The sequence below is a fragment of the Senegalia sp. (in: firmicutes) genome (assembly GCF_052088025.1).
GTDB lineage: Bacteria > Bacillota > Clostridia > Tissierellales > SIT17 > Anaeromonas.
In genome coordinates this window covers 1-18456 of record NZ_JBQCYD010000047.1, presented here as the reverse complement: position 1 = coordinate 18456, position 18456 = coordinate 1, and the positions used below count along the sequence as shown (strand labels likewise).

Genomic DNA, 18456 nt, shown 5'->3' with positions numbered 1-18456 from the left:
TATTTATTATATCATGTCCGAGTTTTTATTGTATAATTAAGTGTAACCTATCCATATTGTAGAATTCTTTAGAACAAATCCTATGGTAGTAGGTCCATTTTCCATAGCACATATTACTAGCTTAATTATAATTATTATTGCAATTATAGCTAATAATATTATAAAGAAAAAAAATAAAGGCAAGAAAACACAAAATAAAACACAAAATAATAATACTAAAGGCCCAATACATCATTATATATTGATAGCAGCATTAGGAATCTTTTCAGTTTGGTTTTATTATTTTATACATTAATAGGAGGTAATATAAATGAAAAGTGAAACAATTAAAATCAATGGTATGACTTGTTCATCTTGTGCTAATACAGTAGAAAAAAATGTAAATAAAATTGAAGGAATTAAAAATGCAAATGTAAATTTTGCTACAGAAAAGTTAAATGTAGACTTTGATGAATCCAAGACTACACTAGAAGACATAAAAAAAGCAGTTGATAATGCAGGATATAGTGTGGAAGAAGAAGTTGACTTTAGAGAAGTAACTATGCCAATAGGTGGAATGACTTGTACCTCTTGTGCAAATTCAATAGAAAAAGAAGTAAGAAAGCTTGAAGGTATTGAAACTATATCAGTTAATTCTGCTACAGAAAAGGCAAAAATAAAATATAATCCATATTTAACTAGAATTACAGATATCAAAGAAGCAGTAGAAAGAGCAGGCTATGAGCCATTAGAGATGGAAGCTACTGAAAAGGTAGATATGGAAAAACAAAGACGACAAAAAGAAATGAGGACATTATGGAAGAAATTTATAGTTTCTGCAATATTCTCAGTTCCACTACTTTATATTGCTATGGGTCATATGCTTAATTTTCCCATACCAGAAATTATTGAACCATCTCTTAATCCCCTAAATTTTGCTTTAACTCAACTTATATTAACTATTCCTGTAGTTATAGCTGGGAATAAATTTTATACTATAGGTCTTAAAGCTCTTATAAGAAGAAGTCCAAATATGGATTCACTTATAGCAATAGGAACAGGAGCTGCAATACTTTATGGTATATATGGCACAATTCAAATATATAATGGCGATGTAAGCTATGCAAATGATTTATATTTTGAAACAGCAGGAGTAATAATCACACTTATTCTTTTAGGAAAGTATCTAGAATCTGTATCAAAAGGAAAGACATCAGAAGCAATTAAAAAACTGATGGGGCTTCAACCTAAAACAGCAATAGTGGTCCAAGATGGCAAAGAAGTAATTATACCCATAGAGGAAGTAGAAGTTGGAGATGTTATATTAGTTAAACCTGGAGATAAAATACCTGTAGATGGAACTGTAATTGAAGGAAACACATCAATAGATGAATCTATGCTCACAGGAGAAAGTATACCTGTTGAAAAAAACATGGGAAGTAAAGTAATAGGTGCAAGTATTAATAAAAATGGTTCAATAAAATTCAAAGCTACAAAAGTGGGAAAAGATACTGCACTATCACAAATCATAAAATTAGTAGAAGATGCCCAAGGTTCTAAAGCACCAATAGCAAAGCTTGCAGATGTTATATCAGGGTATTTTGTACCAGTAGTGATAGCTATAGCAATATTATCAGGTGTAGCTTGGTATATATCGGGTGCTACAGGAATATTTGCTCTTACTATATTTATAGCAGTACTTGTGATAGCTTGCCCGTGTGCATTAGGACTTGCAACACCAACAGCAATAATGGTAGGGACTGGAAAAGGAGCTGAATATGGTGTGCTAATAAAAGGTGGAGCTCCACTTGAAACTACACATAAAATAAATACAATTGTATTTGACAAAACCGGTACTATTACTGAAGGTAAACCTAAAGTTACTGATATTATAACTACAAATGAGTATAGTGAAGATGAACTATTAAAAATAGCAGGAGCAGCAGAAAAGGGATCAGAACATCCACTTGGAGAAGCTATAGTTAGAGAAGCTGAAAAAAGAAAGTTAATATTTAATGAAGTAGAAAAGTTTAATGCAATACCAGGTCATGGTATAGAAGTAATGATTCAAGGAAAAGACATATTGCTTGGCAATAAAAAACTTATAGATGATAGAAATATAGGGATAACATTGCAAGATGAATCAGATAGATTAGCTAATGAAGGTAAAACGCCTATGTATATTGCTATAAATGAAAAATTAGCAGGTATTATAGCAGTTGCAGATACAGTAAAAGAAAATAGTATGGAAGCTATAAAAAAATTACATGAGATGAATATAGAAGTAGCAATGATTACAGGTGATAATAAAAGAACAGCAAATGCAATAGCAAAACAAGTGGGAATAGACATAGTATTAGCTGAAGTTTTACCTGAAGATAAGGCGGAAGAAGTTAAGAAACTTCAAAATAAAGATAAAAAAGTTGCTATGGTAGGAGATGGAATAAATGATGCCCCAGCTTTAGCACAAGCTGATGTTGGTATGGCAATAGGTTCAGGTACAGATGTGGCAATGGAATCAGCTGATATCGTGCTTATGAAAAGTGATATTATGGATGTTGTAACAGCAATAGAACTAAGTAAGGCTACAATTAAAAATATAAAACAAAATTTATTTTGGGCCTTTGCATATAATATCTTAGGAATACCCCTTGCAGCAGGTCTTTTATATATGTTTGGAGGACCAAAATTAAATCCAATGTTTGCAGCAGCTGCAATGAGTTTAAGCTCAGTATCAGTACTAACAAATGCACTTAGACTTAAAGGTTTTAAACCAAGTAAAAATAAAAATTTGTAATTAGATTAGGGGCGAAAAAATGGAAAAAATAATCATAGTAATAGTAGTGTTAGCCATGCTTAGCATACCTGTATTAGGTATGCTAAGAAATGATGAAACACCTGAAGTAGTAAATGATAATCAAATAGAAGAAGTTGATGAAGAAGAAGTAGAAAAAGAATCAGAAGAAGGTGAAGAAGAAACAGATTACCAAGATTATATAAGAAGTAATAGGGGAGGTAGTGTTGATATAGCTATAGTATTAAAAAATATAGTAGAAGATAATGATGAAAATTTAATATTTGAATTGATGTTAAATACTCATTCAGTAGATCTTGAAAGTGTTGAATATGAAAACTTAGTAAACTTAAAAACAGATAAAATAAATGTAGATGAAGGATTTTCATGGCAGTTAACTGAAGGGTCAGGTCATCATTTAAGTGGAGAGTTAAAGTTACCTAAAACATATAAAGGCCAAAATATAATTGATAATGATACAGAATTTGTAGAAATTGAAATAAAAGATTTAGGTGGGGTCGAATCAAGAAAATTTCTATGGGAAAAAGATGAATTAAATAATATAAAATAAGAGGAGAAAATATGAATAAGAATATAATTAGAACTTTGCTAGTAGTTATAGTATTATCTGCTATAGGAACCTATTACTTCATTAATAATACAAATGATGAATATTTAGCATATATACCCAATGTAGATGATGGTACTATATCTGTCTTTGACACTAAAAATAAGGAAGTACAAGACACTATAAAAATTGGAGAAAAAGTATCTCATGGTATAGCAGCAACTAATGATGGTAAAAAAATATATACTGGTGATTTAGATGAGGGGAAAGTATTTGTATATGATACAAAATCTAAAAAAGTTACTGATACAATAGATACTGGAAAAAGAATACATGGTATTGACATTACCCCTGATAGTAAATATCTTCTATTAGCAAGTGGGGCATTAGAAGTAGATGACAACTATAATTATATACAAATAATAGATACACAAACTGACAAAGTTATAAAAACAATAAAGACAAATTCAAAAAGTCCAGCACATATAGATTTTTCAAAGGATAGTAAAATAGCTTATGTTGCTAATGTAATGTCAAATGATGTATCTATTGTAGATATAGAAAAAGGTGTGATAACTGATACAGTAAAAGTTGGTATTATGCCAAATGAAACTGAACCATCTCCTGATGGAAAATATTTATATGTAGCAAATGTTCAAAATGGAAGTCTTTCCATAGTAGATATTGATAAAAAAGATGAAATAGATAAAATAAAAGTAAGTGCAGGAACTCATGGTATAGCAGTAACAAGTGACAATAAATATATCTGGACCACAAATAAATTCGACAAAAATATTGCAATTATAGATGCGGAGACAAAGAAAGTTATTAAAAAAATAGGAATTGAAGGTGAGCCAAATCACATATCAATTTCTCCTGATAATAAATATGCCTATGTAACAGATCTAGAAACAGGCAAATTAAATATAATAGATGTAAAATCATTTGAAGTAATAAAAAAGGTTCAATTAGGCAATGAACCTCATGAAATAGATTTTATTAAACTATAAGAGAAAAATACTTTTCCAAATTTGGAAAAGTATTTTTTAAAAACTTATATAAATTAAAAATTGAAGGGTATATTATTAATAAATATAAATTAGAAGGAGTTTTTTTAATGAGTAAAAAAGATTATCACGATAGGCATGAAAAACATAAAGGACATGAAAATCATGAATCTAATGAGGGACATGAAGATCACGATGGACAGGACCATCACAACCATCATGAAATGATGATAAAAGATTTTAAAAGAAGATTTTTCATATCACTAATTGTTACAATTCCTATACTTATACTTTCACCAATGATACAAGAGTGGTTTAATTTTAGTATAGAATTTACTGGTGATGGATATGTATTGTTTGCACTATCCACATTTATATATTTCTATGGTGGATGGCCATTTTTAACAGGACTTAAAGATGAATTAAAAGAAAAAAAGCCAGGTATGATGACTCTAATAGCTATGGCAATTTCAGTAGCTTACTTCTACAGTACAGCCACAGTATTTGGCTTAGAAGGAAGCGACTTTTTCTGGGAACTTGCTACCCTTATTGATATTATGCTACTAGGTCATTGGATAGAAATGAGAGCTGTAATGAGTGCATCAAGTGCACTTGATAAGCTAGCAGAACTTATGCCAAATACAGCCCATTTATTTAAAGATGGAGATGTAGTAGAGGTGGATATAAGTGAACTTAAATCAGAAGATAAAATACTAATAAAGCCAGGAGAAAAAATACCTGCAGATGGAATTATTGTAAAGGGAAGTAGCTATATAAACGAATCAATGTTAACAGGAGAATCAAAGCCTGTAGAGAAGAGCAAAGGAGATAAATTAATAGGTGGTTCAATAAATAAAGATGGATCATTAGAAGTTGAAGTTAAAAATATTGGTAAAGACACATATTTATCAAAAGTAATTGATATGGTAGAGCGTGCTCAAGAATCTAAATCTAAAACTCAAAACTTAGCAGATAGAGCAGCTTTTTGGCTGACAATTATAACTCTTACAGTTGGATTTGCTACCCTTATCATTTGGTATTTAATAACTGGAGATTTCACATTTGCAATAGCAAGAATGGCTACAGTTATGGTTATTGCATGCCCCCATGCATTAGGTCTTGCAATGCCATTAGTGGTAGCTACATCTACAGCACAATCTGCTAAAAATGGTTTGCTTATAAGAAATAGGACACAATTTGAAAACTCAAGAAAAATTGATACTTTAGTATTTGATAAAACTGGTACATTAACTCATGGAGAGTTTGGAGTTAATTTTATAGAAGTGTTTGATGATGAGTATACAGAAGAAAAAGTGATAGAAATGGCAGCAACTTTAGAAAATAATTCTGAACATCCGATTGCAACAGGTATAATGGAAAGATTAGAAGAAATGAATTTATCTATTTTAGAAATGGATGATTTTCAGGCTATAAAAGGAAAGGGTGTAGAAGGAAAGATAGATGATAAAGATGTTATGGTAGTAAGCCCTGGATATTTAAGGGAAGAAAATATCAAGGTGCCAAAAGAGCTTCCTGCACATGGTGTATCAACTGATGTATTTTTACTTGTTGGTGGTAAATTAATTGCAGCAATAGGACTTTCAGATAGAATAAGAGAAGAATCTTATGATGCAATAAAGAGACTTAAAGAAGAAGGAATTAAAACATGGATGCTTACAGGTGATAATGAAAAAACAGCCAAACAAGTATCTGAAGAATTAGGACTAGATGGATATTTTGCAGAAGTATTACCTGATCAAAAACAAGAAAAAATAAAAGAATTACAATCAGAAGGTAGGTTCGTCGCAATGACTGGAGATGGAGTAAATGATGCGCCGGCACTCGCCCAAGCTGATGTAGGAATTGCTATTGGTTCAGGAACTGATGTAGCAGCTGAAACTGCAGATATAATACTTGTAAATTCTAATCCACAAGATGTAGTAACTTTAATTGACTTTGGAAAAGCTACCTATAGGAAAATGATTCAAAATCTCATATGGGCAACGGGATACAATGTATTTGCAATTCCACTTGCTGCAGGAGTATTATATAGCATTGGAATAGTGATTTCTCCCGCAGTAGGTGCAGTACTTATGTCAATAAGTACAATAGTAGTAGCAATAAATGCAAAACTTCTTAAAGTAGAATAGTGAGACATTTTTTTGAATAACAAAAAAACACCAGGGTATAATTTGAAATAAGATAAAAATAAAAGGAGTGCTAAAGATGAGTAAAGGTTATTATAAGTTTTTTGGAATGATTGCAACTTCTGCTATATTTATGTATATGGTAATGCATTTTAATACTTATGAATTAAATCATATTTTTTTCAGTGAAATGAGATTATACATGACAATACTTTCAACCTGTGTAATGGCTGTTATAATGTTAGGATTTATGCTACATATGTTAAAAAACAAAAAAATCAATATAGCTATTGTAGCAGTAAGTGTATTAGTATTTGCATCATCTTTTGCTTTAATGAGAAATCAAACGACAATAGACGATGTAGATTATATGGAAGGTATGATACCTCATCATTCTATAGCAATACTTACAAGTGAAAGAGCAAATATATCAGATCCTAGAGTTAGAAAACTCGCAGATGATATAATCAAGGCTCAGAAAAAAGAAATAAAAGAAATGAAAAAATTAATAGAAGATCTTGAAGATTAAATCATAATACAAAAGCTATCAGGCATAAAAAGAGTCTAGATAGCTTTTGTATTTTAAAACTTTAGGCTATGAATATAAGAGGTGGATAAATGAATAATAATGAAAAAATTAAAAATAGATACAACAGAGTATCAAAAATATATGACCTAATAGAGAGTCCAATGGAAAATATGGCTATGGGTAAGTGGAGAGAAAAGCTAATTGAAAGAATAGAAGGAGAAAAAATACTTGAAGTGGGAGTAGGTACAGGGAAAAATTTAATATATTATCCTGATACCTTAGATATTATAGGAATAGATTTTAGCAAAAACATGCTTGAAAAAGCAAGAGAAAAAATTAAAAATAAAGAAAATATAAAATTAATAGAAATGGATGCACAAAACATGGAATTTCCCGATAATACATTTGATACAGTCCTTACATCTTGTGTATTTTGCTCAGTTCCAGATCCTATTAAAGGATTAGAAGAAATTAGAAGAGTTTGTAAAGATAATGGAAAAATAATAATGCTTGAACATATGAGAAGTGAGAATGAAGTAGTAGGTAAATTCATGGATATAGTTAATTTTATACCCTTAAATATTTGGGGAGCAAATATTAATAGAGAAACTATAGATAATTTAAAAATAGCTGGATTTAAAGAAGAATACATTGAATATCAAGATGTATGGAGTGATATAGTAAAATTAATAGAAATAAGAAATAATAAATCAAATTCATAATTTCTTCAAATTTAAGCATTATAATGAATATAGGAATTAAGAGGAGTTGATAATATGATGCATGGCGGATATGAAATGTTTGGAGGAGGTGGAATCTTGGGATTAATAATAGTTATAATAATTGGATATTTTCTTATAAAGTATTTCAATGAAAATAACAATTCAAATACTAGTAATTCGTATAGAAAAAGCAATCCACTTGATATATTAAACGAAAGATATGCAAGAGGCGAAATAGATGAGGAAGAATATAATAGGAAGAAGAAAATATTAAAAGAATAGGGGGAGAGTAAATGCATGGATTTATGGATACTGGATGGAATGATATGATGAATTTTGGATCTCGCATGAGTGGATGGTTCATTGTATATGACATAGTAAAATTACTAATAATAGTTGCAGTAGTGATAGTACTTGCTAGAATGTTTATAAAGAATTCTTCAGGCAACAATAATTCAAGTTCAAACAGGGCAACTGACATATTAAAAGAAAGATATGCAAAGGGTGAAATATCAGAAGAAGAATATAAAACTAGATTAAAGAATTTAAAATAGGCAATAAGATAGTATTAAAATATAAGGAGGTAAAAATGATGGATATAGTTTTTGAAAAAAGCACAGAAAAGAGTTTAGATGAGGCAATTAAATCTTTAAAGAAAAATTTAAAAAAAGATAGCTTTGGAGTATTGTGGGAGCTTAATTTTAAAGATAAGCTTGAAGAAAAAGGATTAGAATTTGAAAATGATTTTGTAGTACTTGAAGTGTGTAATCCAAAACAAGCAAAAGAAGTATTAGAGAAAAATATTCACATAGGATATGTACTACCTTGTAAAATGGTAGTAAGAAGAGAAGATGATAAAACATATATAGGAATGACAAATCCAGAGACTTTAATAGGATTATTTGATGAAGAAGAATTAAAAGAAGTTGCAAAAGGAGTTGCTGGGACTCTTAAGTCTGCAATTGAAGCTTCAATTTAAATGAAAGAAATGAGTAAAAGGACTATTTAGAATTTAAAATTCTAGCTAGTCTTTTTTATTTCTTCATAATTTCTTCAAATTTATATTTTATAATGTAATTAAAGAAAAGAAAAGGAGAGTGTGTTAATTGAAAAAGAATAAAATAATTATATCAGGAGCATTAATAGTATCACTAATAGCAGGAGGAGTAGCTTTTGGAGCAAATACAGATAAAGAAGAAAAAAATATTAATCCTACAACTTATGATGAAGCTAAAGTGGAAGATAGAGATATGGATAGAAATAATGATAACGATAGAGATAATGAATATAAAGAGATGATAGATATAATGAATGAAAATGGATATGATGATGCAGCAGAACATATGGAAAACAATGATTATGATGCTATGACTGATTATATGAATAATATATCAGATGAAGATTATGATAATATGATAGATATAATGAATGAAAATGGATATGAATATATGGGAAGAATGATGGAGAATATAGATAGAGAAGATATGGTAGAAATGCATAATTATATGCATGGAGATGATGGATATAGAAATGGTATGAACGGTGGAAATGGAATGCATGGAAGTAGATGGTAATAAAAAGAAAATAAATATTTAAATCATGGATAAGTATTTTAAAATACTTATCCATGATTTTTTATTATTATATTCCTTCAAATATCACTTATTTTCCTATATAATATTTATTAGAGGGGGATTTATATGGGTAAAAAGAGTTTTTTTATTCTTATAATTTTATGGTTATCATTATTTATATATAATGATTTTTTAAACTATGATGGAGTAACTGAATTTTTCAAGGTGCAAAATTTTGATGAAATAGCACTTAAATATTATGATGATATTGAATTTACTGACATGAGTATACATAGAGAAAATGGATATATAGGTAAAAGTGATGAATCTAAAAAGATAAAAGAGCTATTAGATTACTTGAAAAAATTAGAATATAAAAGAAGAAATGCAGATAAACAATATTATGAATGGGAAGATAATATTGATATAAGTATATCTACCTCTAATTCTGGAAGGCTGGGTATAAAGGTTTTAAATGAAAAATATATTACTTTGTATTTAGGATATATAATTGAAAGTGAAGATAAAGAAAGAAATATAACTAAAATAGAACAAAATGATGAATATAGAGTTTATAAAGTTGTAAATAATGAAATCGATATGGATTTTATAGAATCAATATATGATAGTATGGAAATAGAAGAATATTAATTAATTTAATTAGATTAAGAGACTTTGGGAACAGTCCCTAAGTCTCTCTTTTAATAGAACTTATTTTCGTATATAATAGATAGTAGAGTTTACTTTTGAGAGGAGCAGATTAATGAGTTTTTTAGATGGACTTAATGATGAGCAAAGAGAAGCTGTAAAGACTACAGAAGGGCCACTTTTAGTTTTGGCTGGAGCAGGAAGTGGTAAGACTAGAGTTTTGACACATAGAATAGCATATATATTAGAACAAAAAAACATCTTTCCAGATAATATCTTAGCAATCACTTTTACAAATAAAGCTGCAAAGGAAATGAAAGAAAGAATTGAAAGATTAGTGGATATAAGAGTAGAAGATATGTGGGTTGGAACATTTCACTCCATGTGTGTAAGAATACTTAGACGTGATATTGATAAAATAGGATATAATAGAAATTTTATTATATTTGATGGATCTGACCAAAATACAGTTATAAAAGATACAATAAAACAATTAAATGTAAATGAAAAGATGTATGAGCCGAAATCCATGATTAATTTTATAAGTAGTATGAAGGATAAATTAATAGATCCTGATACATATATAAATGATAATTATAGTGATTTTAGAGAGAGACAAAAAGGTGAAATATATAAATTATATCAAGAAAAATTACAAAAAAATAATGCTCTTGATTTTGATGATTTAATTGGAAAAACTATAGAATTATTTAGAGATAATCCGGATATACTTAAATTTTATCAAAAGAAATTTAAATATATTTTAGTAGATGAGTACCAAGATACAAATAGAGCCCAATATGAATTAGTAAAATTACTGGGAAATATTCACAAAAATGTATGTGTAGTGGGAGATGATGATCAATGCGTTCTTCCAGATATACAAATCAAAACCAGTGAAGGATATAAAGAGGTTAATTCTTTAGAAGAACAAACAAATATAATATCTGCTAGTGGATGGGGAAAAGTACTAGAAGGTAAAATTGATAAAAAGAAAGAAAAATATTATAAAGGTCCTGTAATAGAAATTAAAACTAGAAAGAATAAAATGATAAAAACAACTCCTAATCATATTATGTTTGGGAAGTTAAATGTGGAAGAAAACTTAAACAAGACTGCATATGTTGATTTCTTTGCTAGTAAAGAAATCAACAAGAATAAGGGTCATTATAATCATCTAGTACAATTTAATAATAATTCTAATGATATAGAAGAATACGACCAAGCACTTACTTACTCTAAAAAAATCATATCTTTAGAGGATGATATTGAAATAGTTAAAAGAGCAAAACTTACAAAGGAAACTACATTTAATTATATGCCAGCATCACACATAAGGGTGGGGATGAGTATTCCTGTCTATGAAAATGGTGAAATAGTAGAGGATATTGTGGAGACTGTTAATGTATTAGATTATGAAGGATATGTTTATGATATATCTGTACCTAATTTAAGACAATATATATCTAATGATATAGTAGTTCATAATTCGATCTATGGATGGAGAGGCGCTGATATACGTAATATTCTTGATTTTGAAGTAGACTATCCAAATGCTAAAACTGTAAAACTTGAGCAAAATTATCGTTCAACTAAAAACATATTAGATGCTGCAAATAGGGTAATAGATAATAATATGGGCAGAAAAGGTAAAAACCTATGGACATCACAAAATGAAGGAACAAACATAGGCTTATATAATGGTGATAATGAACATGCAGAAGCTAGTTTCATAGCAAATAAAATCATGGATATAAAAAATAAGGACCATAAAGATTACTCTGATTTTGCCATACTTTATAGAACAAATGCTCAATCACGTGTACTTGAGGAATGGCTTGTAAAATCAAATATACCATATAAAATTGTAGGAGGATTAAAATTCTATGATAGAAAAGAAATAAAGGATATCATAGCATTTTTAAGACTGATACAAAACCCAGTAGATAATATTTCTCTAAAAAGGATAATAAATGTACCAAAAAGAGGAATAGGTAAAACAACGCTAGAAAAGATAGAACAATTAAGCATAGAAAAAGGCGAAAGCATATATAGTGTAATTCTTGATATAGATGATATGACAAATTTATCCCACAGGGCTAAATCTAAAGTTAAAGATTTCATATCTATTATAAATAAATTCATAGCAATGAAAGAAATATTATCTGTAAAAGATTTGATAGAAAATGTAATTGATTCTACAAATTATATAAAAGAGCTTGAAAAGGAAGAAACACTTGAAGCTCAAAGTAGAATAGAAAATATAGAAGAATTTATATCAGTAGCAATAGACTTTGAAGCTACAAGTGAAGAAAAAACTCTAGAAGAATTCTTACAAAATATTTCACTTTTATCTGATATAGATAGACTTGAAGAAGATGATGACTTTGTAACACTTATGACTCTTCATAGTGCAAAGGGCCTTGAATATCCGGTAGTATTTTTAACTGGTATGGAGGAAGGAATATTCCCTCTATCAAGATCTATGGTAGATGATGATCAATTAGAAGAAGAAAGAAGACTTTGCTATGTTGGTATAACTCGTGCAAAGGAAGAGTTGTTTATAACATATACTACACTTAGAACAATATATGGTAAGACTAATTATAATTCTATTTCTAGGTTTATATCTGAAATTCCAGATGAATTGATTGATGATATAAACAAGCAAAATAAAGCTAAGAAAAAAGAAGTATCAAAAGAAAATAAAAAATACTTCACAGGTTATACTCATGAAAACACAGGAATCAAAAGAAAGGAAAATCCAAATATAAATGTAGGTGACAAAGTAAAACACAAGGCATTTGGTATAGGTACAGTAGTTGGTATGAATGGTAGTGGAGAGCAAAAAGAAATTACTATTGCATTTAATGAAAAAGGAATTAAAAAATTATCAGTATCTCTTGCACCAATAGAAAAAGTGTAGGAAAGGTGAATAATATGAATAAAAATAAAAGAATAGAAGAATTAATAGAAAAATTAAATGAATTAAATTATTATTATTATACATTAGATGAGCCTAAATTAAGTGATAAGGAATATGATGAAATTTATAATGAATTGCTTAGTTTGGAAACTGAGACAGGTCATATATTAGCTAATTCTCCTACCAGGCGAGTGGGTGGAGAAATACTTGATAAATTTGAAAAACATATTCATCTATCACCTCTATGGAGCTTAGATAAGGCACAAAACTATGGAGAACTAAGGGCTTGGGAAATACGAGTAAAGAGAATTATAAATGAATATAATTCTACTAATTACGATAAACTTCCAGATCCCCTATATATAATGGAATATAAATTTGATGGTTTGACTATAAATCTAACTTATGAGGATGGAAAATTGATACAAGGTGCTACAAGAGGAAATGGTCAAATAGGTGAAGCAATTTTACCTCAAATAGAAACTATAAAAAACATACCTCTTTCTATAAATTCTAAATATAAAATGGAGATACAAGGTGAAGGTCTGATGCCCTTATCTGAGCTTGAAAGATACAATAAGACCTATGATGAACCACTTAAAAATGCAAGAAATGCAGCAGCGGGTGCACTTAGAAACTTGGATCCCAAAGCTACTGCAAGAAGAAATTTAAAAGCATATTTCTATAATATAGGACATATTGAAGGAAAGGCATTTGATAGTCATTTAGAAATGTTAGATTTTTTAAAGGAAAATAGACTTCCAGTAAATAATTATTTAAAGAAATTTCATGACATGGATCATATGATAGATGAAATAGAAATAATAGATGATAAAAGACATGAATTAGATATTTTGACAGATGGATTAGTTATAAAAATAAATGATATGAGAACAAGAGAAGTTTTAGGATATACTCAAAAATTTCCAAGATGGGCTATAGCATATAAATTTAAAGCAGAAGAAGTTACAACTAAGCTATTAGATGTAGTATGGAATGTAGGAAGAACTGGAAAAGTAACTCCCTCCTCCATACTTGAACCAGTAGATATAGGTGGAGTTACAGTGCAAAGAGCTACACTTAATAATATGGATGATATTAGAAGGAAAAATGTAGCCTTAGGCTGCAGAGTTTGGCTAAGACGATCAAATGATGTAATCCCTGAAATAATGGGAGTAGTAGAGGATTCTTGTGAAGAGAGAGTGGAAATAGAAAAACCTGAAGTATGTCCAGCTTGTAAGACAGAACTTATTCAAGATGGCGTTCATATATTCTGTCTTAATTCTATGAGTTGTAAACCCCAACTTGTTGCAAGAATGGAGCATTTTGCAAGTAGAAATGCCATGAATATAGAAGGATTTAGTGAGAAGACTGCCAAGCAATTATTAGAAGAATTAGATTTAAAAGAACTTCCACAAATTTATGAACTTAAATATGAAGACTTGATAGATCTTGAAAGATTTGGAGATAAAAAAACTAAAAATCTATTAAATGCAATTGAAGCCAGTAAAAATGTTACTCTTGCATCATTTATATATGCTCTAGGGATTCCAAATGTAGGCAGAAAAACTGCAGGGGATCTAGCAAATAAATATGAGTCTTATGAAAACTTAAAACAAGCTACATATGAGGATTTAATAGAAATTCCTGATATAGGAGATATTGTAGCAAGGGAAATAATAGACTTTTTTAGTGATAAAGAAATAGTATCAAAAATAGAACATCTATTTGAACTTGGAGTGAGACCTGTCCATGAAAATGAGTTGATAGAAGAAGAAACTATATTTACAGATAAAAAAATAGTTATAACAGGTTCTATTGATGAATTTCCTAGAAAAGAAATAAAAGAAAAAGTAGAGAAAATGGGTGGAAGAATCACAGGAAGTGTAAGTAAAAATACTGATTTTGTAATAGTAGGAGCGAGTCCTGGAAGCAAGTATGAAAAAGCATTGGAATTAGGTATAGAAATAATAGATGAAGCTAGATTAAAAAGTATAATAAGCTTCTAAGTTTACAATAGATGAAAGTTATTGTATTATTATATCAATAATATAGATGAAAGGAGTAATGAATATGGCTATAAGTAAAAATGAAGTAAAGCATATTGCAAGATTATCTCGTCTTGAATTTGATGATCAAAAAATCGAAGATTTCACATCAAAGTTTGATTCTATTATAAATTATGTAGAGAAACTTCAATCAGTAGATACTAAAGGTATAAAAGCCACATCTCACCCACATTCTGATATAAAAAATGTAATGAGAGAAGATAAGATAGAGGAATCAATTGATATAGAAGAAATAATGAAAAATGCACCAGAGCATGAAAATGGATATATAAAAGTAAAAAAGATAATAGAATAGAGGTGAAAAAATGAATTATAGTGAACTTAGTATAGGTAAATTAAAAGAAAAACTAGAGACTTTAGAAATAACATCACTTAGTTTAGTAGAAGATTATTTCAAGCAAATAGAAGAATATGATGGACAAATAAAGGCATTTTTAACATTGGATAAAGAGAATGCGATAAAGCTAGCAAAAGAAATAGATGAAAAAAGAAAAAATGGTGAAGAATTAGGATATTTAGCAGGTATACCTGTTGCTATAAAGGATAATATTTCTACAAAAGGACTTAAAACTACATGTGCTTCAAATATAATAAAAGATTATATCCCACCATTTGATGCAACGGTTATTGAAAAGTTAAAGGAAGCAGGAGCAATAATATTAGGTAAGACTAATTTAGATGAGTTTGCAATGGGTTCATCTACTGAAACATCAGCATTTCAAACTACAAAAAATCCTTGGAATACTGAATATGTTCCAGGTGGCTCTAGTGGTGGCTCTGCTGCTGCAGTAGCTGGATCTATGGCTCCATTTTCACTAGGTTCAGAAACTGGCGGTTCAGTTAGACAACCTGCATCTTTTTGTGGTCTTGTAGGACTTAAGCCAACCTATGGACTTATATCTAGATATGGTTTAATTGCCTTTGCATCTTCATTTGATCAAATAGGTCCATTTACAAAGAATGTAGAAGATTCTGCTATGATTATGAATGTTATTACAGGATTTGATAAAAAAGATTCTACATCAGTAAATGTAGGAAAAGAAGACTATTTAAAAGGACTTAAGGATGATATAAAAGGACTTAAAATAGGTGTGCCTAAAGAGTACTTAGAAGGTGTAGAAAAAGATGTAATAGATAGAATAAAAGAATCAATAAAGGTATTTGAAGAATTAGGTGCACAAGTAGAAGAAGTAAGTCTTCCTCATGCAGCATATGGACTGGAAACATATTATGTATTGACTCCTTCAGAGGCAAGTTCAAATTTAGCACGTTTTGATGGAATAAGATATGGAAATAGGACAGATGAGTATAGGAATACGGAAGAATTATTTACCAAAACTAGATCTGAAGGATTTGGAGATGAGGTTAAAAGAAGAATAATGATCGGAACTTATGCTTTAAGTTCTGGATATTATGATGCATATTATAAGAAAGCTCAGCAAGTTAGGACTCTTATAAAACAAGATTTTGATAATGCATTTGTAAAATATGATATATTAATATCTCCAACAACGCTTACAACAGCATTTAAAATAGGAGAAAAAAATTCTGACCCTATTGCAATGTATCAATCAGACAAATTAACTGTAGGTGTTAATATTGCAGGAGTTCCAGCATTATCTATTCCATGTGGGATGTGTGATGGTATGCCTATAGGTCTTCAAATAATAGGTAAGAACTTTGATGAAGCCAAGATATTAAAAGCGGCATATAATTTTGAAAAGGCAATAAAATTTGATAAAACTCCAGATTTAGGAGGTATAAAGTAATGGGTTATAAAACTATAATAGGACTTGAAATACATTCGGAACTATCAACTGATTCTAAAATATTTTGCACATGTACTACAGAATATGGTGGAAGCCCCAATACGCATTGCTGTCCAATATGTTTAGGACTTCCTGGTTCTTTACCTGTATTAAACAAAAAAGTAGTAGAGTATGGTATAAAAGCAGGGCTTTCATTTAATTCTAAGATAGCAAATGATACAAAAATGGATAGAAAAAATTATTACTATCCTGATTTAGTAAAGGGTTATCAAATATCTCAATTTGACAAACCACTTTGCGAGGGTGGATATATTGAAGTAGATAGTGAAGGTTCTAAAAAGAAAATTAATCTTACAAGGATTCATATAGAAGAAGATACTGGAAAATCAATTCATTCAAAAGATGGAGGAACATTACTTGATTATAATAGAGCAGGAGTTCCACTTATAGAAATAGTATCAGAACCTGATATGAATTCAGCAGAGGAAGCAAAGCAATTTTTAGAAAAATTAAAGTCAGTATTACAATATATAGAAGTTTCAGACTGTAAAATGGAAGAAGGATCTTTAAGATGCGATGTAAATATAAATATAGTAGATGAGGATTCTGGCAAGAGAAGTACTATAGCAGAAATAAAAAATTTAAATTCATTTAAAGCAGCAGTAAAAGCAATAGAATTTGAAGAAAAAAGGCATATTAATCTTTTAAAAGAAGGAAAAGATACCATTCGTGAAACTAGACGCTGGGATGATCTTAAAAATGAAACTATTTCTATGAGGTCAAAAGAAGATGCTAGTGATTATAGATATTTTCCTGAGCCTGATATAGTAGATCTAGAAATTAGCAGTGAATGGGTTGAAGAAATAAAGAACAATCTACCAGAATTACCAGAAGATAAGATGAACAGATTTATAAAGGAATATGACATTCCTTTATATGATGCAGAAGTATTAACTGCTTCAAAGTCTTTAGCTAAATTCTATGAAGATACTGTAGCAAGTTCTATAGATCCTAAAATAGCAAGTAATTTAATAATGGGTGATATTTTAAGAAGATTAAAAGATGAAGATATGGAAATAGAAAATATGAGATTTTCTGCACTTGAACTTGCAGAACTTATTAAACTCATAGATAGTGGAAAGATAAGTAATAAAGTTGGCAAGAAGGTATTAAGAGAGATGTTTGAAGAAGGAAAAAATCCACAAGAAATAGTAAAGGAAAAAGGATTAATACAAATAAATGATGAATCTGAAATAGAAAAAATGGTTGACTCTGTATTAGATGACAATCCTGAATCTATAGAAGATTTTAAAAATGGTAAGGACAGAGCCCTTGGATTCTTGGTAGGACAAGTGATGAAAAAATCTAGGGGAAAAGCTAACCCAGGGCTTGTAAACAAGTTAATAAGCCAAAAAATAAAATAATTCAAGAGCCTCTAAATATTTAGAGGCTCTAAATTTAATAAATATTAATATAATTTTCAGAATATTAGATTGCAAATTCTTATAGACTATAATATAATTCAAACAGTGGCTTACATAATATGGTTTAAAGTTATTAATAAAAAGTAACAAAGAATTAAAATTTATGTAATTGCATAAATGTTCAAAAAATTGTATCATAGAGATAACCTACACTACTATTCTTCTAATCATTATTAGAATAGAATTTCTTTTCAAGAACAAATTCCTTTTTAAAAACTAATAAAAGAAAGTTTATTTTTT

At 29.2% G+C, this 18456-nt stretch carries 16 protein-coding genes; all 16 read left to right on the top strand.

Going from position 1 to position 18456, the window contains the following annotated elements:
• The first annotated feature begins 310 nt into the window (after positions 1 to 310).
• The 16 genes from ACTHUW_RS10715 to gatB all read left to right on the top strand — a co-directional run bounded on the left by ACTHUW_RS10715 (position 311) and on the right by gatB (position 18156).
• On the top strand, positions 311 to 2776 hold the full coding sequence (locus ACTHUW_RS10715) for a heavy metal translocating P-type ATPase (protein WP_442213262.1): 2466 nt from the start codon (positions 311 to 313) through the stop codon (positions 2774 to 2776).
• Between the two features lie 19 nt (positions 2777 to 2795).
• Positions 2796 to 3344 carry a hypothetical protein gene (locus ACTHUW_RS10710; RefSeq protein WP_442197229.1) on the top strand — a complete coding sequence of 183 codons (549 nt, stop codon included), beginning with the start codon at positions 2796 to 2798 and terminating at the stop codon, positions 3342 to 3344.
• Between the two features lie 11 nt (positions 3345 to 3355).
• Positions 3356 to 4351, top strand: coding sequence for a YVTN family beta-propeller repeat protein (locus ACTHUW_RS10705; protein ID WP_442197228.1), 996 nt, complete (start codon positions 3356 to 3358; stop codon positions 4349 to 4351).
• A gap of 107 nt (positions 4352 to 4458) precedes the next feature.
• On the top strand, positions 4459 to 6498 hold the full coding sequence (locus ACTHUW_RS10700; protein ID WP_442213260.1) for a heavy metal translocating P-type ATPase: 2040 nt from the start codon (positions 4459 to 4461) through the stop codon (positions 6496 to 6498).
• 76 nt (positions 6499 to 6574) lie between these two features.
• Positions 6575 to 7024: a DUF305 domain-containing protein gene (locus ACTHUW_RS10695; RefSeq protein WP_442213258.1), complete on the top strand. Its 450-nt coding sequence runs from the start codon at positions 6575 to 6577 to the stop codon at positions 7022 to 7024.
• A gap of 89 nt (positions 7025 to 7113) precedes the next feature.
• A complete protein-coding gene (locus tag ACTHUW_RS10690) occupies positions 7114 to 7746 on the top strand; it encodes a class I SAM-dependent methyltransferase (protein ID WP_442213256.1) in 633 nt (210 codons plus the stop codon).
• Positions 7747 to 7800: 54 nt separating this feature from the next.
• A complete protein-coding gene (locus ACTHUW_RS10685; RefSeq protein ID WP_442198761.1) occupies positions 7801 to 8028 on the top strand; it encodes an SHOCT domain-containing protein in 228 nt (75 codons plus the stop codon).
• 11 nt (positions 8029 to 8039) lie between these two features.
• Positions 8040 to 8300 carry an SHOCT domain-containing protein gene (locus ACTHUW_RS10680; RefSeq protein WP_442198760.1) on the top strand — a complete coding sequence of 87 codons (261 nt, stop codon included), beginning with the start codon at positions 8040 to 8042 and terminating at the stop codon, positions 8298 to 8300.
• 38 nt (positions 8301 to 8338) lie between these two features.
• Positions 8339 to 8725, top strand: a complete 387-nt coding sequence (locus tag ACTHUW_RS10675) for a DUF302 domain-containing protein (protein WP_442213254.1) — start codon at positions 8339 to 8341, stop codon at positions 8723 to 8725.
• A gap of 127 nt (positions 8726 to 8852) precedes the next feature.
• A complete protein-coding gene (locus tag ACTHUW_RS10670) occupies positions 8853 to 9320 on the top strand; it encodes a hypothetical protein (protein ID WP_442198758.1) in 468 nt (155 codons plus the stop codon).
• Between the two features lie 126 nt (positions 9321 to 9446).
• Positions 9447 to 9971, top strand: coding sequence for a hypothetical protein (locus tag ACTHUW_RS10665; protein WP_442198757.1), 525 nt, complete (start codon positions 9447 to 9449; stop codon positions 9969 to 9971).
• A 112-nt stretch (positions 9972 to 10083) separates the two neighbouring features.
• Positions 10084 to 12894 carry a UvrD-helicase domain-containing protein gene (locus tag ACTHUW_RS10660; protein ID WP_442213252.1) on the top strand — a complete coding sequence of 937 codons (2811 nt, stop codon included), beginning with the start codon at positions 10084 to 10086 and terminating at the stop codon, positions 12892 to 12894.
• 14 nt (positions 12895 to 12908) lie between these two features.
• On the top strand, positions 12909 to 14903 hold the full coding sequence (gene ligA, locus ACTHUW_RS10655; RefSeq protein ID WP_442213250.1) for an NAD-dependent DNA ligase LigA: 1995 nt from the start codon (positions 12909 to 12911) through the stop codon (positions 14901 to 14903).
• A 64-nt stretch (positions 14904 to 14967) separates the two neighbouring features.
• Positions 14968 to 15258: an Asp-tRNA(Asn)/Glu-tRNA(Gln) amidotransferase subunit GatC gene (gatC, locus tag ACTHUW_RS10650; protein ID WP_442211057.1), complete on the top strand. Its 291-nt coding sequence runs from the start codon at positions 14968 to 14970 to the stop codon at positions 15256 to 15258.
• A 10-nt stretch (positions 15259 to 15268) separates the two neighbouring features.
• Complete coding sequence (gene gatA, locus ACTHUW_RS10645; RefSeq protein WP_442213248.1) at positions 15269 to 16732, top strand: Asp-tRNA(Asn)/Glu-tRNA(Gln) amidotransferase subunit GatA; 1464 nt, start codon at positions 15269 to 15271, stop codon at positions 16730 to 16732.
• The gene (gatB, locus tag ACTHUW_RS10640) at positions 16732 to 18156 is read left to right on the top strand and encodes an Asp-tRNA(Asn)/Glu-tRNA(Gln) amidotransferase subunit GatB (protein ID WP_442213245.1); all 1425 of its coding nucleotides are present in this window, start codon (positions 16732 to 16734) and stop codon (positions 18154 to 18156) included. Before gatA ends, gatB begins: the two co-directional genes overlap by 1 nt.
• Positions 18157 to 18456 lie beyond the last annotated feature (300 nt).

Bases quoted from the DNA above. Each gene is read 5' to 3' on its own strand.
- ACTHUW_RS10715 (WP_442213262.1), top strand. From the start codon at position 311: ATGAAAAGTGAAACAATTAAAATCAATGGTATGACTTGTTCATCTTGT.
- ACTHUW_RS10710 (WP_442197229.1), top strand. From the start codon at position 2,796: ATGGAAAAAATAATCATAGTAATAGTAGTGTTAGCCATGCTTAGCATA.
- ACTHUW_RS10705 (WP_442197228.1), top strand. From the start codon at position 3,356: ATGAATAAGAATATAATTAGAACTTTGCTAGTAGTTATAGTATTATCT.
- ACTHUW_RS10700 (WP_442213260.1), top strand. From the start codon at position 4,459: ATGAGTAAAAAAGATTATCACGATAGGCATGAAAAACATAAAGGACAT.
- ACTHUW_RS10695 (WP_442213258.1), top strand. From the start codon at position 6,575: ATGAGTAAAGGTTATTATAAGTTTTTTGGAATGATTGCAACTTCTGCT.
- ACTHUW_RS10690 (WP_442213256.1), top strand. From the start codon at position 7,114: ATGAATAATAATGAAAAAATTAAAAATAGATACAACAGAGTATCAAAA.
- ACTHUW_RS10685 (WP_442198761.1), top strand. From the start codon at position 7,801: ATGATGCATGGCGGATATGAAATGTTTGGAGGAGGTGGAATCTTGGGA.
- ACTHUW_RS10680 (WP_442198760.1), top strand. From the start codon at position 8,040: ATGCATGGATTTATGGATACTGGATGGAATGATATGATGAATTTTGGA.
- ACTHUW_RS10675 (WP_442213254.1), top strand. From the start codon at position 8,339: ATGGATATAGTTTTTGAAAAAAGCACAGAAAAGAGTTTAGATGAGGCA.
- ACTHUW_RS10665 (WP_442198757.1), top strand. From the start codon at position 9,447: ATGGGTAAAAAGAGTTTTTTTATTCTTATAATTTTATGGTTATCATTA.
- ACTHUW_RS10660 (WP_442213252.1), top strand. From the start codon at position 10,084: ATGAGTTTTTTAGATGGACTTAATGATGAGCAAAGAGAAGCTGTAAAG.
- ligA (WP_442213250.1), top strand. From the start codon at position 12,909: ATGAATAAAAATAAAAGAATAGAAGAATTAATAGAAAAATTAAATGAA.
- gatC (WP_442211057.1), top strand. From the start codon at position 14,968: ATGGCTATAAGTAAAAATGAAGTAAAGCATATTGCAAGATTATCTCGT.
- gatA (WP_442213248.1), top strand. From the start codon at position 15,269: ATGAATTATAGTGAACTTAGTATAGGTAAATTAAAAGAAAAACTAGAG.
- gatB (WP_442213245.1), top strand. From the start codon at position 16,732: ATGGGTTATAAAACTATAATAGGACTTGAAATACATTCGGAACTATCA.